Source organism: Denitraticella aggregata (assembly GCF_048158365.1).
Lineage (GTDB): Bacteria > Pseudomonadota > Gammaproteobacteria > Burkholderiales > Rhodocyclaceae > Azoarcus_F.
In genome coordinates this window covers 78,601-92,738 of sequence record NZ_JBLLNL010000011.1, presented here as the reverse complement: position 1 = coordinate 92,738, position 14,138 = coordinate 78,601, and the positions used below count along the sequence as shown (strand labels likewise).

14 protein-coding genes are annotated in these 14,138 nt (G+C 65.1%); 5 read left to right on the top strand and 9 right to left on the bottom strand.

Going from position 1 to position 14,138, the window contains the following annotated elements; translation table 11 throughout:
- Positions 1–15: 15 nt before the first annotated feature.
- Entirely contained in the window at positions 16–246 is a 231-nt protein-coding gene (locus tag ACKVEX_RS13590; protein ID WP_473216274.1) for a sulfurtransferase TusA family protein, read from the top strand.
- Positions 247–347: 101 nt separating this feature from the next.
- Here the strand turns inward: ACKVEX_RS13590 and ACKVEX_RS13585 are convergent, their stop codons facing one another.
- Positions 348–3,200, bottom strand: coding sequence for a valine--tRNA ligase (locus tag ACKVEX_RS13585; protein WP_473216273.1), 2,853 nt, complete (start codon positions 3,198–3,200; stop codon positions 348–350).
- Positions 3,201–3,319: 119 nt separating this feature from the next.
- On the opposite strand from ACKVEX_RS13585, the gene ACKVEX_RS13580 reads away from it, so the two are divergent.
- Positions 3,320–3,955: a lipopolysaccharide kinase InaA family protein gene (locus ACKVEX_RS13580; protein ID WP_473216272.1), complete on the top strand. Its 636-nt coding sequence runs from the start codon at positions 3,320–3,322 to the stop codon at positions 3,953–3,955.
- 40 nt (positions 3,956–3,995) lie between these two features.
- On the opposite strand, the gene ACKVEX_RS13575 is transcribed toward ACKVEX_RS13580, so the two are convergent.
- Genes ACKVEX_RS13575 through ACKVEX_RS13565 form a run of 3 tightly spaced genes read right to left on the bottom strand, consistent with a single transcriptional unit; the run spans position 3,996 to position 6,414 of the window.
- A complete protein-coding gene (locus ACKVEX_RS13575) occupies positions 3,996–4,478 on the bottom strand; it encodes a hypothetical protein (protein WP_473216271.1) in 483 nt (160 codons plus the stop codon).
- Positions 4,475–4,912, bottom strand: coding sequence for a DNA polymerase III subunit chi (locus tag ACKVEX_RS13570; RefSeq protein ID WP_473216270.1), 438 nt, complete (start codon positions 4,910–4,912; stop codon positions 4,475–4,477). The genes ACKVEX_RS13575 and ACKVEX_RS13570 overlap by 4 nt, the downstream gene beginning before the upstream one ends.
- A gap of 5 nt (positions 4,913–4,917) precedes the next feature.
- Entirely contained in the window at positions 4,918–6,414 is a 1,497-nt protein-coding gene (locus tag ACKVEX_RS13565; protein ID WP_473216269.1) for a leucyl aminopeptidase, read from the bottom strand.
- Positions 6,415–6,527: 113 nt separating this feature from the next.
- On the opposite strand from ACKVEX_RS13565, the gene lptF reads away from it, so the two are divergent.
- Both lptF and lptG read left to right on the top strand, forming a co-directional pair.
- Entirely contained in the window at positions 6,528–7,607 is a 1,080-nt protein-coding gene (gene lptF / locus ACKVEX_RS13560) for an LPS export ABC transporter permease LptF (protein ID WP_473216268.1), read from the top strand.
- On the top strand, positions 7,604–8,683 hold the full coding sequence (gene lptG, locus ACKVEX_RS13555) for an LPS export ABC transporter permease LptG (RefSeq protein ID WP_473216267.1): 1,080 nt from the start codon (positions 7,604–7,606) through the stop codon (positions 8,681–8,683). Before lptF ends, lptG begins: the two co-directional genes overlap by 4 nt.
- Before the next feature lie 123 nt (positions 8,684–8,806).
- Here the strand turns inward: lptG and rplS are convergent, their stop codons facing one another.
- From rplS to rpsP, 4 genes are all read right to left on the bottom strand, one after another.
- A complete protein-coding gene (rplS, locus tag ACKVEX_RS13550; protein WP_473216266.1) occupies positions 8,807–9,193 on the bottom strand; it encodes a 50S ribosomal protein L19 in 387 nt (128 codons plus the stop codon).
- Positions 9,194–9,294: 101 nt separating this feature from the next.
- On the bottom strand, positions 9,295–10,116 hold the full coding sequence (trmD, locus tag ACKVEX_RS13545) for a tRNA (guanosine(37)-N1)-methyltransferase TrmD (RefSeq protein ID WP_473216265.1): 822 nt from the start codon (positions 10,114–10,116) through the stop codon (positions 9,295–9,297).
- On the bottom strand, positions 10,113–10,619 hold the full coding sequence (rimM, locus tag ACKVEX_RS13540; protein WP_473216264.1) for a ribosome maturation factor RimM: 507 nt from the start codon (positions 10,617–10,619) through the stop codon (positions 10,113–10,115). Before rimM ends, trmD begins: the two co-directional genes overlap by 4 nt.
- Positions 10,620–10,662: 43 nt before the next feature.
- Positions 10,663–10,926 (bottom strand): 30S ribosomal protein S16, encoded by a 264-nt coding sequence (gene rpsP, locus ACKVEX_RS13535; protein WP_473216263.1) that lies wholly within the window; start codon positions 10,924–10,926, stop codon positions 10,663–10,665.
- A gap of 315 nt (positions 10,927–11,241) precedes the next feature.
- On the opposite strand from rpsP, the gene ACKVEX_RS13530 reads away from it, so the two are divergent.
- Positions 11,242–12,741: a hypothetical protein gene (locus ACKVEX_RS13530; RefSeq protein WP_473216262.1), complete on the top strand. Its 1,500-nt coding sequence runs from the start codon at positions 11,242–11,244 to the stop codon at positions 12,739–12,741.
- On the opposite strand, the gene ACKVEX_RS13525 is transcribed toward ACKVEX_RS13530, so the two are convergent.
- The gene (locus tag ACKVEX_RS13525; RefSeq protein ID WP_473216261.1) at positions 12,729–14,030 is read right to left on the bottom strand and encodes a YihY family inner membrane protein; all 1,302 of its coding nucleotides are present in this window, start codon (positions 14,028–14,030) and stop codon (positions 12,729–12,731) included. The genes ACKVEX_RS13530 and ACKVEX_RS13525 overlap by 13 nt on opposite strands.
- Between the last annotated feature and the right edge of the window lie 108 nt (positions 14,031–14,138).

The window sequence follows — 14,138 nt, the reverse complement described above, 5'->3', positions numbered from 1 at the left end:
CTTGGATAGCGATACATGAACTTTGAAAAAGAAGTCGATGCCCGCGGGCTGAATTGCCCTCTCCCGATCCTGCGCGCGAAGAAGGCGCTTGCCGACATGCAGACGGGACAGACGCTTAGGGTGCTGGCGACCGATCCCGGCTCGGTGAAGGATTTTCAGGCGTTCGCGAAGCAGACCGGCAACGAACTGCTGTCTCAGGGCGAAGCCGCGGACAAGTCATTCGAGTTCTACCTGAAGCGCAAGTAACGTTTTTCGGTCGCCGCAAAAAGCATACGGGCCACCCTGCGGGGTGGCCCGAGCTCTTTGCGCGGCTTTCCCGGCAGGGCGGCACCCCGCGGGCGATGCCCTCAGCGTGCGGCCAGCCGCTCGAGCTGGGGCCTGAGCTGTTGCAGCGTCGAGGTGAAGCCGGCGAGGCGGTCCTGCTCCTGCTGCACGACTGCGGCCGGGGCACGTTCGACGAAGCTGGCGTTGGCGAGCTTGGCCTGGGCCTTGACGATCTCGCCTTCGACCCGCGCGATCTCCTTGGCCAGGCGTTCGCGCTCGGCGGCGATGTCGATCTCGACCCGCAGCATCAGCTTCGCATCGCCGACCATCGCGACCGGGGCCAGCTCGTCTTCGCCGATGGCTTTGACGATCTCGACCTCGGACAGTCGGGCCAGTCCGCACAGGTAGGGCACGAAGGCGCCAAGCCTGTCGGCATCGCCGGCGATGACCAGCGGCATCCGCTGGGCTGGCGAGATGTTCATCTCGCTGCGCAGGTTGCGGCAGGTGTGGATCATGGCCTTGAGCTCGGCGATGCGGACCTCGCTCGCCTCGTCGATGCGCCCGGGTTCGGCGACCGGGTAGGGTGCGCGCATGATGCTGTCGGTCGCGCGACGCCCCGCCAGCGGCGCGACGGTCTGCCATAGTTCCTCGGTGATGAACGGGATCAGCGGATGCGCGAGGCGCAGCACGGCCTCGAGCACGCGCAGCAGGGTTCGCCGGGTCGCCCGCTGGACCGCCGCGTCAGCCTGCTGCAACTGGGTCTTGGCCAGTTCGAGATACCAGTCGCAGTATTCGTCCCACACGAACTCGTATATCGCCTTGGATACGAGATCGAAACGGTAGTCGTCGAAATGCCGGGCGACGTCGGCTTCGGTGCGCTGCAGGCGCGACACGATCCAGCGGTCGGCGAACGAGAAGTCGAGATAGCCTCCCGGTACGCACTGGTCCGCACCGTGGTCGCCGAGCCCGCAGTCCTGGCCCTCGGTGTTCATCAGCACGAAGCGGGTCGCGTTCCACAGCTTGTTGCAGAAGTTGCGATAGCCCTCGCAGCGTGACAGATCGAACTTGATGTCGCGCCCGGGGGTGGCCAGCGACGAGAACGTGAAACGCAGCGCGTCGGTGCCGAAGGCCGGAATGCCCTGCGGAAACTCCTTGCGGGTCTTCTTCTCGATCTTGTGCGCGTCCTTGGGGTTCATCAGGCCGAAGGTGCGCTTCTTGACCAGTTCGTCCACCGAGATGCCGTCGATCAGGTCGATCGGGTCAAGCACGTTGCCCTTGGACTTGGACATCTTCTGGCCTTCCGCATCGCGGATCAGGCCATGCACGTAGACATGTCTGAACGGGATCTGGCCGGTGATGTGCTTGGTCATCATGACCATGCGGGCGACCCAGAAGAAGATGATGTCGAAGCCGGTGACCAGCACCGACGACGGCAGGTAGAGGTCCAGCGCGTCGTTCGACTTGTGCGGCCATTCCGGGGTCCAGTCTAGCGTCGAGAACGGCCACAGTGCCGACGAGTACCAGGTGTCGAGCACGTCGTCGTCACGGCGCAGACGGCCGCTGTAACCGTCGCGTGCGGCGAGCGCGGTGGCCTCGGCCTCGTCATGGGCGACCCAGACCCGCGTGTCACCCTCGTCGTCGGCGTACCACGCGGGAATCTGGTGGCCCCACCACAGCTGGCGCGAGATGCACCAGTCCTGGATGTTGTTCAACCACTGGTTGTAGGTGTTCACCCAGTTCTCGGGGTAGAAGCGGATCTCGCCCGAGGACACGCATTCGAGCGCCTTCTCGGTGATGCTCCGGCCATCGGCGCCGGGCTTGCTCATCGCGACGAACCACTGGTCGGTCAGCATCGGCTCGATGACGGTCCCGGTTCGGTCCCCGCGCGGCACCATCAGCTTGTGCGGCTTGATGCCGGCGAGCAGTCCGAGCGCTTCGAGGTCCTGCACGATGATTTCGCGGGCCTCGAAGCGGTCCAGGCCGCGGTACTTCTCGGGTGCGTCGTCGCTGACGTGTGCGTCCAGGCGCAGCATGCTGATCATTGGAAGGTCATGGCGCAGGCCGACCGCATAGTCGTTGAAGTCGTGCGCCGGCGTGACCTTGACGCAGCCGGTGCCGAACTCGCGGTCGACATATTCGTCCGCGATGATCGGGATTTCGCGGTCGCACAGCGGCAGGCGCACGGTCTTGCCGATCAGGTGGGCGAAACGTTCGTCCTCGGGGTGCACCATCACCGCGACGTCACCGAGCATGGTCTCGGGGCGGGTGGTCGCGACGGTCAGGCCCGGGAGTCCATCGATCGGACCGTCGCTAAACGGATAGAGCATGTGCCACAGGAAGCCGTCTTCCTCTTCCGAGATCACTTCCAGGTCGGACACCGCGGTGCCGAGCTTGGGGTCCCAGTTGACCAGGCGCTTGCCGCGGTAGATCAGGCCTTCGTTGTACAGGCGGACGAAGGTCTCGGTGACGATCTTGGACAGGCCCTCGTCCATCGTGAAGCGCTCGCGCTTCCAGTCGGGCGAGGTGCCCATACGGCGCATCTGGCCGGTGATGGTGCCGCCCGAGTAGGCCTTCCATTCCCACACCTTCTCGAGGAACTTGTCGCGTCCGAGCTGATGGCGGCTGATGCCCTTCGCGTCGAGCTGGCGTTCGACCACGATCTGAGTCGCGATGCCTGCGTGGTCGGTGCCGGGCTGCCACAGCGTGTTGAACCCGCGCATGCGGTGGTAGCGCGTCAGCGCATCCATGATGGTCTGGTTGAAGCCATGCCCCATGTGCAGCGTGCCGGTAACGTTAGGCGGCGGCAGCAGGATGCAGAAGGCCTCGTCCTTGGGCTTGGACTTGTCGAGGCCGGCGTCGAAACAGCCGCGGGATTCCCATTCGGGATACCAGCGCGATTCGATGTCGGCGGGTTCGAAGCTCTTGGCAAGTTCCATGGTGTGCGTGTCGTGGTGGCGGCAAAGGCGCAATTATAACGGATAGGACCGGGCGGCCGCGGCACGTTCGCAGCACTTTCGGGTTAGCATCACCGCTTGCGGCCTTGTTGGAATCGGGTATGAACGTAGCGGATTTTGCGTACTGGTGGAACGTGTCCGGCGACTGGGTGGAGGCGCCGAACGAGCGGCGCGATGGCTGGAGCGGCATGATGCGGGCGCTGGTGGATGGCGATACGTTCTATGTCAAGCGGCAGCGAAACCATCTGTGCCGTACCTGGGCCCACCCGTTCGGATGGCCGACCGCGAGTCGGGAGTGGCATTATCTCCAGCGCCTCGGCGAACTCGGTCTGGGAAGACCGGTGCCGGTCTTCCATGGCGTAAGAAAAACCCCGGAGGGCCTGGAAGCCGTGCTGGTGACACGGGAACTCAAGCACTATCGGGATCTGGCTTCGCAGCATGATCTCGATGCCGGGAAGCGACGTCGTCTGGCCGAGGCCGTCGCGGACACGCTCGCCATTCTGCATCGCGCACGATTGCAGCACAGCAGTCTCTATGACAAGCACGTGATGATCAGATGGGATGGGGACAGCCCCCTGGTCGCGCTGATCGACCTGGAAAAGATGCGCAGCAGGCTGACCCGCGCGGGGGCGAGCCGCCACGATCTGGAGCAGTTCAAGCGCAGGCAGAAGGTGTTCGACGAGGACGACTGGCAAGTCCTGCGCGCGCGCTACGATCGGCGCTTCGGCGGCGCCTGAGGCCGGGTCTGCCGGTGGTGATCGGACCAGGACGGGTGTCTCAGTCCTGTTTGCGTGCCGGGTCGAGACGTTCCGCGATCAGGGCGGACAGGGCCGGTACCAGGGTTGCGCGCATGTGGGCCAGCGATTCGGTACGCAGCCTGTCGGTCAGTTGGTCGAGTTCCCGCGTGATCAGCTGGGGGAGTTCGTTCGCGAACCAGGTCTCGAGTTCGCGCGCGAGCACGGTGTCGAGTTCTACCAGGTATTCGGCCAGCACCACCGGCGCGTCCCGCGCGGACCCGGGGGCGCGTGCGGTTGAGGCATCATCGCCCGGCAGCGGCGCGGACGGCAGTTCGAAATGGTCGATGATCTCGGTCAGGATCGGAAGATCGTCGTAGTCGTCTTCCCTGGCCGGAGAGTCCGCGCGCTTGTGCTTGCGCAACAGCGCATCGGCCTTCAGCAGCAGCGCATCCGCTTCTTCGAGATCGGCGTCCGGACCGGCATCCGGGCCCGGATTGCGCGAACGATCAGTCCCCGGTTTCATAAGCGCTCCCGGCTCACGGCGTCGAAGGCCTTGATGTCCAGCCCCAGTTGTTTGTAGCGCATCCAGCGCGCCCGCGCCGGCGTCCTGTCCGCCTCGTCCTGGCCGACGATCTCGACGACGCTCCGGAAGGCGTCCAGTTCAACTGGCACATCCGGTGCCAGGTTGAAAAGCAGGTCGTGATGGGCCCATTCGGGCGCATCGCCCGCGCATCCGATCAGCACCGGTGTCCGGGCCGCGAGCGCCGAACCGGTGTCGACATGCGGCACGAAGGCCAGTGGATCGAAACTCCACAACAGCTGGTCGAGTCGCCGGGCGGTGGCCGGGTCCGGGGTCCGTAACGCGACCTTGCGGCCGCCGGCGCAGGCGCGCGCGGTCAGTTCGCAGGCCAGCGCGAGCGGATCCTCGGCATTGTGGTAGAACTGGACCCGGGGCACGCCAGTCAGCCTCCCGCGTTGCTGCGACCCACCAGGAACTCGCTCAGCAGTGGGACCGGGCGACCGGTCGAACCCTTCGCTTCGCCGGACACCCAGGCGGTGCCGGCGATGTCCAGATGCGCCCACTTGTAGGCCTTGGCGAAGCGCGACAGGAAGCAGGCGGCGGTGATGGTGCCGCCGTGGCGTCCCCCGATGTTCGCAATGTCGGCGAAGTTGCTCTTGAGCAGTTCCTGATAGTCCTCCCACAGCGGCAACTGCCACACGCGGTCGCCCGAGGTCGTGCCGCAGTCGACCAGCTCGCGCGCGAGCGCGTCGTCGTTGGCGAGCAGGCCGCTCGGGATCTTGCCGAGCGCAATCACGCAGGCGCCGGTGAGCGTCGCGATATCGACGACGCAGGCGGGCTTGAAGCGTTCGGCGTAGGTCAGTGCGTCGCACAGGAGCAGGCGCCCCTCGGCGTCGGTGTTCAGGATCTCGATGGTCTGGCCGCTCATCGACTTCACCACGTCGCCCGGCTTGGTCGCCCCGCCGCCGGGCATGTTCTCGGTGGCCGGAATGATGCCGACCACGTTGAGCGGAAGCTGCATGGTCGCGAGCGCCTGAAACGTGCCAAGCACGCTTGCCGCACCGCACATGTCGTACTTCATCTCGTCCAGCTCGGCCGCAGGCTTGAGCGAGATGCCGCCGGTATCGAAGGTGACGCCCTTGCCGACCAGCACCACCGGCTTGTCGCGCGCCTTGCCGCCCTTGTACTGCATCACGATGAACTTGGGCGGCTGATGCGAGCCGCGCGCGACCGACAGCAGCGAATGCATGCCCAGCTTTTCCATGTCCTTGCGGTCGAGCACCTCCACCTTGAACTTGAAGCGCTTGCCGAGTTCGATTGCGGTCTCGGCCAGATGGGTCGGGGTGCACACGTTGCCGGGCAGATTGCCGAGCTCGCGCGCGAGCGCCATGCCCTCGGCGATGGCGCTGCCGCGCGCGACCGCTTCGCGCATCGCGTCGGACAACTTGTGTCGGGTCAGCAGCGTGACCTTGCCGGCGCCGCGGGCGCGCTCGCTCCTGCTCACCGCCTTGGTCGTTTCGAAGCGATAGGCACCGTCCCCGATCGCACGCGTGACCTGCAGCAGTGCCCACTCGAGCGTGCGTCCGGGCACCTCGACGTCGCCGAGGCAGACTGCTGCGTCGCCGGTGGGCCCGGCCGACAGGGCCTTGGCCACCGCGGCCAGGGCGTCGCACCATGCCTTGTCGCCGAACTCATCCTGCTTGCCCAGGCTGACGACGAGCACGCGCTCGCAGGCGCAACCGGCCAGGTCCGGGACCGTCATCGTTGCGCCGGCGCGCTCGTCGAGTTCGCCGCGGCCGAGCAGCGCGGCCAGTCTTCCACCCGAGGCCTTGTCCAGCGTGATTGCGGCGGCGTCCAACGGCCCGTTTGCGAAGGCCGAAACGATCAGTGTGCCTGTCTTCAGCTTTTCCGGGCTGCCGTGCTTTATGGTAAATTCCACTTGCTACTCCTTGACATTGTGCTGCTATGGATTGCGGCCGATTATGGCCCTTTCGTGCGCAGCCCGTCAAAATCCGCGCCTCATGACCCCTTTCTCTGGATGCTTCCCGCGCGATGATTTTCAGCCGCGCCATCAGGCGTGAGTTTCGACAGACCGCCGCGGGCGTGTTCGTTGCCTTGTTCGCGATCCTGATCAGCACGGTGCTGATCCGTTTGCTCGGACAGGCCGCAGGCGGGCGCGTTCCGGCAGATGCAGTTTTCGCGCTGATCGGTTTCGGCGCGTTGGCCAATCTGCCGGTGGTGCTGTCCCTGACCCTGTTCGTCGCGGTGCTGTTGTCGCTGTCGCGCTGCTACCGTGATTCCGAGATGGTGGTGTGGTTTTCATCGGGACTGCCGTTGACCGCGTTCATTCGCCCGGTGCTGCAGTTCGCGCTACCGCTGGTGCTGGTCATCGCGACGATGACCCTGGTGATCACGCCGTGGGCGAACATGAAGAGCGAGGCGTTCAGGGCCGAACTGGACATGCGCGACGACACCACCCGGGTCGCACCGGGCGTGTTTCGCGAATCGGCCCGTCAGCAGCGGGTGTTCTTCACCGAGACCGGCGCGGACGACGAGGGCAATCTGCGCAATGTCTTCGTCAGCTCGGAGGAGGGCGGACAACTCAGTGTCATTTCGTCGGCCCAGGGCTCGTTCAGGGTCGATGAACGGGGTGACCGGTTCGCCGTGCTCGAGGACGGTCGTCGCTATGACGGGGTACCCGGTACGCCCGAGTACCGGGTGGTCGAATTCAAGCGCTATTCGATCCTGATCGAGGAGCGTCGTGCGGCCTCGCTGACGGTTCGCGCCAAGTCCACGCCCACGGCGGTCCTGCTGACGGACAGAAGCAATCGGCACATGGGCGAGCTTGCCGGGCGCATCAGCCTGCCGGTCGCGGCGCTGCTGCTGGCGCTGATCGCGATTCCGCTGTCCTTCGTGAATCCGCGCGCCGGACGCAGCGGCAATCTGGTCTTCGCGCTGCTCGCGTATCTGGTCTATAGCAACGTGATCGGCGTCACCGAGGCCTGGGTGTCGCAGGGGCGCCTGCGCTTCGATCTGGCGGTGATCCTGCCGCACCTGGTGGTGCTCGGCCTGATGGCACTGATGTTCTACAAGCGTCTCGTCCTTTTGCCTTTCTGGAGGGTGCGCGGATGACCCGCGTGCTCGGGTTCTACCTCGCGCGCGAGATCGTGTTTGCCACGCTGTTGGTGCTGGTGGCCTTTCTCGGCCTGTTCGCGTTCTTCGACTTCATCAACGAACTCGATTCGATCGGGCGTGACGGTTACGAGGTTCGTCATGCGCTGGTCTATGTCGCGATGATCATGCCGGGCAGGGTGTATGAACTGATGCCGGTCGTGGTGTTGATCGGCACGCTTTATGCGCTCACGTCGCTGGCACGTCAGTCCGAGATCACCGTGATGCGGTCCTCGGGCATGTCGACTGCAAACCTGTTGTCCATGCTTGGCAGCATCGGCATGGTGTTCGTCGTGGTCACGTTCGTGTTCGGTGAGTATCTCGCGCCGCCGGCCGAGCGCGCTGCCCAGCAGTGGCGTCTGACCGCGACCGGCTCGGCGGTGTCGCAGCAACTGCGCTCTGGCCTGTGGATCAGGGATGGGGCGAGCTTCATCAACGTGCGCACGGTGCGGCCGGATCGCACGATGGAGAACATTCGCATCTTCGCATTCGATCGCGAACACCTGCTGGCATCGATCAGCGACGCCCGGCGCGGGGAGTACGACCCGTCGATCAGTACCTGGCGACTGACCGATGTGGTGCAGACACGGTTTCTGGACGATGCGACCGAGGTCGTGGCGCTGCCCGGGATCGACTGGCAATCCGAACTGTCGCCGGAAATCCTGAGCGTGCTGATCGTCGCGCCCGAGCGAATGGCGGTGGGAACGCTGTATGCATATATCAACCATCTGCGCGACAACCGTCAGGATGCCGGTCGCTTCGAGATCGCGTTATGGAAGAAGATCGTCTATCCGTTCGCGGTGCTGGTGATGATTGCGCTGGCGGTACCGTTCGCGCTCGGTCACGACCGGGTCGGCACCGCGAGCGTCAAGGTTTTCCTGGGCGTCATGCTGGGAGTCGGCTTTCACCTGCTCAACGGTCTGTTCTCCAGCCTGGGCGTCATCCATTCATGGTCCCCGGCACTGGCGGCGCTGACGCCGAGTCTGTTGTTCCTCGTTGCGGCCGCGGTGATGATGTTCATGGTGGAGCGACGCTGAGCGTCGGGGCAGGCGCACCTGATACCGGGTAAGGCGTTGTTGCCCGATCATCATGCGGATCCACAACGAAAGACGGGCCCCTTGCGGGGCCCGTGTGCATTGCAACCGGGTGGATCGTCGTATTTACGCGCTCTTGGCGGGTGCTGCCTTGTAGTTCAGCTTTTCCTTGATGCGCGCAGACTTGCCGGAGCGCTGACGCAGATAGTAGAGCTTGGCACGACGCACGTCGCCACGACGCTTGACCTCGATGCTGGCGATCAGCGGCGAATAGGTCTGGAACGTCCGCTCCACGCCTTCGCCGGAAGAAATCTTGCGCACGATGAACGCGGAGTTCAGGCCACGGTTGCGCTTCGCGATCACCACGCCTTCATAGGCCTGGAGGCGCTCGCGGTTGCCTTCCTTGACCTTGACCTGCACGATCACGGTGTCGCCGGGGCCGAAGGCGGGAAGGGTCCGGCCTTCGGTCAGGCGGGCCATTTCTTCCTGTTCGAGTTGCTGAATCAGGTTCATTTCACATCACTCCACTTCGATGGCACTTGGCCTTGCATGCAGAGCAGACGCATCTGGTGCATGCGGTTTATATCGAGCTGACCGGCGATGTTGCCCGGGGCTCATTTTGAGTCGGTTCGACACCCAGACGGCGCCGGACCGACATTTTCCAGTTCCTGCCTGTATTCATCAAGCAGCTTCTGTTCTTCCTTGCTCAAACCCCGCGCCGCCAGCAGCTCCGGCCGCCTGCGCCAGGTCAGACCGAGGGCCTGCTTGAGGCGCCAGCGCCTGATCTGGGCGTGATTGCCCGACAGCAGCACGCCCGGCACCCGCTCACCCCGGTACGTCTCCGGACGTGTGTAGTGCGGGCAATCGAGCAGCCCTTCGACGAAAGAGTCTTCGACCGCCGATTCTGCATCGTTCAGCGCGCCCGGCAAGTGCCGGATGATTGCATCGAGGAGCACCATCGCGGGCAATTCGCCGCCCGACAGCACGAAATCCCCGAGCGACAGTTCCTCATCCACACAGCGCCCGATCAGGCGCTGATCGACCCCTTCGTAGCGACCGCACAACAGGATCAGGCCCGGTCGCGCGCCCAGCTCCATCACCTTCGCGTGATCCAGCGGTCTGCCCTGCGGCGACAGATAGATCACATGGCCCGCCTGCCCGGTGAGCGCGGCCTGAGCCGTTCTCGCCTGTCCGATGGCCGCCTCCAGCGGTTCGGCCATCATCACCATGCCCGGACCGCCACCGTAGGGCCTGTCGTCCACCGTACGATGCGGATCGCCGACGAAGTCCCGCGGGTTGTGGAAACCGAGGCCGTACAGCCCGCGTTCCAGCGCCCTGCGTGTGATGCCGCTGTCAGTCAGCGCGACGAACATCTCCGGAAACAGCGTGACGACATCGAAGCGCCTCGCGACCGGCGCGTTGCCCACCGCGCTCACCAATCCTTCTGCCAGTCCACCCGAATGCGTCCTGCGGCCATATCGACGTCGAGTGCGTAGGCTGCGACGAACGGAATCAGGCGCTCGGTCTCGCCATCGACGACCCGAAGCACGTCGTGCGCGCCGGTCGACAGCAGTCCTGCCACCTCGCCGAGCGATTCACCGGCCTGGTTCTCGACCTTCAGCCCGATCAGGTCGGCCCAGTAGTACTCTCCGTCGGCCGTGGCCGGCATCGCGTCTCGCGGTGCGCCGACGAACCTTCCCTTCAGGGCCTCGGCGGTGGTGCGATCGGGCGCTGCCTCCAGCAGTGCGATGAGCCCGTTGCCATGCGTCCGACATTCGAGAAGTCGGTTCGGCTGCCAGGCATCGTCGGGTGCATCGGCATCGTCGGCGAGCCACCACTGCGGCATGTCGGCCCAGCTCAGCGGGTCGTCACCGAACGGATTGATCTTGATCCAGCCCTTGACCCCGAATGGGCCGACGATGCGCCCCAACACGATCATGACGGCGAACCCGGACCGGTGCCGCAACGCGGCGGACGATCGCTCAGACGGCCAGATCGGGCGTCGAAGCGGCGGCCTGCTTGACCAGGCGTGCGACGGTCGGCGACATCTGCGCACCGTTCTGCGTCCAGTAGGCCAGGCGCTCGGTGTTGATCACCAGCGACTGTTCCGCGCCGGAGGCAACCGGGTTGAAGAACCCGACACGCTCGATGAAACGGCCGTCGCGACGATTGCGCTTGTCGGCGGCGACGATGTTGAAAAAGGGGCGCTTTTTGGCGCCACCACGGGCAAGGCGAATGACGACCATGTGGGTGTCCTGATGAGTGAATGCGAAAAGCAAAGAAGTATATTGGATGCGGCTGCCCAGAGCAAGGACGCTGAACGACGGTGTTGGAGCCAGGCGCTCATGACGCGCGAGTGGTGGCGGTGCAGCGAGCGCGAACCGAAGCGTTCGGGTGAGGCTGAACGGTCGAGTTCCGGGGGGGCGGGTCAGGCCGATGAAGCCGGCTTCTGCGCGACGGTCGTTGGATCGAGTCGTGATGATGAAGTACCGAAATACGCTGCAACTGAATAGAATGCCCGGACACCCATCGACTCGGTCGCCACTTCGATGTCCGTTTCCTTGCCTGACGCCAACAAGATCGCCCGGACGCTCGACTGGCTGTCGCGCGAACCGCCCGACGACTGTGATGCGGACCTCGCCGCGCTGCGGCTGCATTTGGTCGAGCTGACCGATCCGTCGGACGCGCTCGCGACCTTGCCGGACGACGTGCTGTCGATGATCGCCTGCCGGGCACTGGACCTTGCCGACCGCTTCAAGCCGCGTCTGCTGGCGATGTCCCTTCCGCTGCCGGCGGAGCTGCATGACGGCATCGTCGAGTTGGTGGTCGCCTTGCTCGATGTGGTGGAGATGTGTCGAATCACGCCGGATGGCGATCCGTCCGGGGAGGGCGGGACGCCGTCGGAGCGGATCGATCTCGCGATGCGCCTGCTCGGCGAGGCCTGGCTGGTCGGCTCCATGGGGGGCATCGACATGCCGGCGCGCTTGTGGGGCAGTGCGAATCATCTGTTGTTCCGGGTCGGCGATGGTGCGCTGCCCGAAGTCGATGCGACCGGCACAGCGGCCGATGTCGTCGTCCAGTACAAGCGCATGGCGGCGATGGCGGTGCTGCAGCCGGAAACGCTGACCGCGCGCGAACTGAGCTGGCTGTTCGATTATCTCGATGGGGTGGCGACCGCCACTGAACTGTCCGCACGTCCGATCCAGCCGGTCAGTGGCGTGTTCTGGATCGACCTGTCCCATGCGGGGCCACCGGTCGCCCAGAGCCGGCTGGCGCCTCCGTTGGGCGATGCGCTGCTCTTTTTTCGTGCCCTCGGCCTGGCGCGACGGGCCGGCGAGCAGATCGACTGGCTGGAGAGCCGGATTGGCGAGGCCGAAATCGTCGGTCTTGAACGTGATGGCGACCTGCTCGATCCCGATTCGTCGGGTCTGCCGCTCGGTCTGACCCCGGTCGAGGTGGTGTCGATGTTGCGACGCATGCGCGACGGCTGGACCACGCCGGCGTCCCGGGTCCGGCCGCGACGGTCGAGGCTCTACAGCGTGCAGGTCTGCCAGGGCCTGCGCGAGATCTGGCGGATGCACCGCAGTGCGCGGGCACCCGGGCGTATCACCGAGTGGCGCGTGTATAACGAAGGTCCCGGTGGCTACGCGATCATCAGCGTCGGCGGTGTGGAGGGGGTTCTGAGCGCCGGGATGGCCCTTGCGCTCAGGCGCGGTCCGGCAGAGCCGTGGACCATCTGCATCGTCCGCTGGTTGCGCAATGACAGGTCGGACCAGGTGGAACTCGGTCTGCAGGTCGTGGCAGAGGGCTGCATATCGGTTTCGGTTGCATTCCGCGCCAGCGAACTGGGGGTGCCGGCGCCGGCATTGCTGTTGCCGCCGCATGCGGCACGCCGTGATCAGGCAATTCTGGCGCCGGCGGGCACCTACAATTCCAGGCGTTTCGTGCTGATTCGGGAAGGCGAGCGGCTCTATGTGGCGCAGGGCAGGGTATTGAGCCTGGACATGCAGACTGCGAAGGTCGAGCTGTTCCAGTACGAGATCGATCCTTACCCGATCTGATCGGGCAGCGTGCGTTCCCCATGGGGGGCGGCCCCGGCGGACAGCAACTGCTCCAGAGTCATGTCCGATGCATCGAGTCCCGCCCGGATGCGATCGGCCGCGATCGCGGATGCCGGATTGTTGCCGGCGGCCGACAGCCAGTGCCTGGGCGACAGCGCGAAGCGTTGCAGGATATCGCTGAGTTTCAGCTGCGACGGGTGTCTGGTCAGCACCCAGGATTCGCTCTCGGTACGCGTCACCCAGCTGGCGTCCTGCATTTCGCCGAGCAGCACCTCGGTCTGGTCCTGGCTGGTGCTGGCGTGTTCGTACAGTTCGTGGAACTGGGCGGTGTCGCCTTTGTCGAGCTTTTCGGTCATCAGCAGCAGCATGTTCAGGGCCGCCCAGGCACGGTCGCCCGGAAAGGCCCGAACGATGCGCTTGCGTTCGAAGAACTCCGGGAAGGTCGCTGCGAGGATCGCGCCGAGCAGCACGATCACCCATGAGGTGTAGAGCCACAGCAGGAAGATCGGCAGGGCGGCGAAGGCGCCATAGACGAGGGTATAGGTCGGCGTGAGCGCGATGAAATATCCGAACAGGCGCTGCAGCGACAGCAACACGTACGCGGCCGCGAAGCCGCCTATCAGCGCATGCCACGCCTTGACCGGATGATTGGGCACGGCGTAGTAGAGGAAGCTGAACAACGCGCCGAGCAGGCCGAGCGGCACCGTCCGGGTGGTCAATGTGCGGGTGTCGAGGGTCGTGCCGATCCATTCGACCGATGACGCCACCAGCTGGCCGGTCGCGAAGATGCTCCCGGCCACCGCGATCGGGCCGAGCGTCAGCGCGACCCAATAGACCATGATGCGCGTCAGCAACGGACGCGGATGCCTGACCCCCCAGATGTCGTTGAACACGCCATCGATGGTGTGCAGGAGCAGCAGTACGGTGACGATCAGCATCGCAGTGCCGATCAGGGTCAGGTTGGTCGCCTGTTCGGAGAACTGGAACGCATAGGTGGCGATCTGCCCCGCAGCCTCGGGCAGGATGTTGTTCTGCATGAACGCGGTCAGGGCTCCGCCCAGTTGCGAGAAGGCCGGAAAATTGCTGAACAGCGCGAGCGAGACGGTCAGCAAGGGCACGATCGCGAGCAGGGTCGTGATGGTCAGGCTCCCGGCCACTTCCGGGCAGCGCGTCGCGATGAAGCGCTTGACCAGCAGCAGCACGAAGTCGCGCAGCGCGACAAAGCGGTTCTCCGGATTGGCGATGTACGCGGCGAAGCGGCTGCGTCTGTTCGGTGGGCTGGCTTGCATGCCCGGGATTCTGAGGTCACCGAATCGGAAGCGCAAATGCTATGTGCGGGCCGGACGATCGCATGAACTCCGTGCGGCGCAGCGAGCCGGAGATGACCGTCGGCCTCT

Excerpts from the sequence above, each read along its gene's own strand:
- ACKVEX_RS13590 (WP_473216274.1), top strand. The coding sequence starts at position 16 with ATGAACTTTGAAAAAGAAGTCGATGCCCGCGGGCTGAATTGCCCTCTC.
- ACKVEX_RS13585 (WP_473216273.1), bottom strand. The coding sequence starts at position 3,200 with ATGGAACTTGCCAAGAGCTTCGAACCCGCCGACATCGAATCGCGCTGG.
- ACKVEX_RS13580 (WP_473216272.1), top strand. The coding sequence starts at position 3,320 with ATGAACGTAGCGGATTTTGCGTACTGGTGGAACGTGTCCGGCGACTGG.
- ACKVEX_RS13575 (WP_473216271.1), bottom strand. The coding sequence starts at position 4,478 with ATGAAACCGGGGACTGATCGTTCGCGCAATCCGGGCCCGGATGCCGGT.
- lptF (WP_473216268.1), top strand. The coding sequence starts at position 6,528 with ATGATTTTCAGCCGCGCCATCAGGCGTGAGTTTCGACAGACCGCCGCG.
- lptG (WP_473216267.1), top strand. The coding sequence starts at position 7,604 with ATGACCCGCGTGCTCGGGTTCTACCTCGCGCGCGAGATCGTGTTTGCC.
- rplS (WP_473216266.1), bottom strand. The coding sequence starts at position 9,193 with ATGAACCTGATTCAGCAACTCGAACAGGAAGAAATGGCCCGCCTGACC.
- rimM (WP_473216264.1), bottom strand. The coding sequence starts at position 10,619 with ATGATCGTGTTGGGGCGCATCGTCGGCCCATTCGGGGTCAAGGGCTGG.
- rpsP (WP_473216263.1), bottom strand. The coding sequence starts at position 10,926 with ATGGTCGTCATTCGCCTTGCCCGTGGTGGCGCCAAAAAGCGCCCCTTT.
- ACKVEX_RS13525 (WP_473216261.1), bottom strand. The coding sequence starts at position 14,030 with ATGCAAGCCAGCCCACCGAACAGACGCAGCCGCTTCGCCGCGTACATC.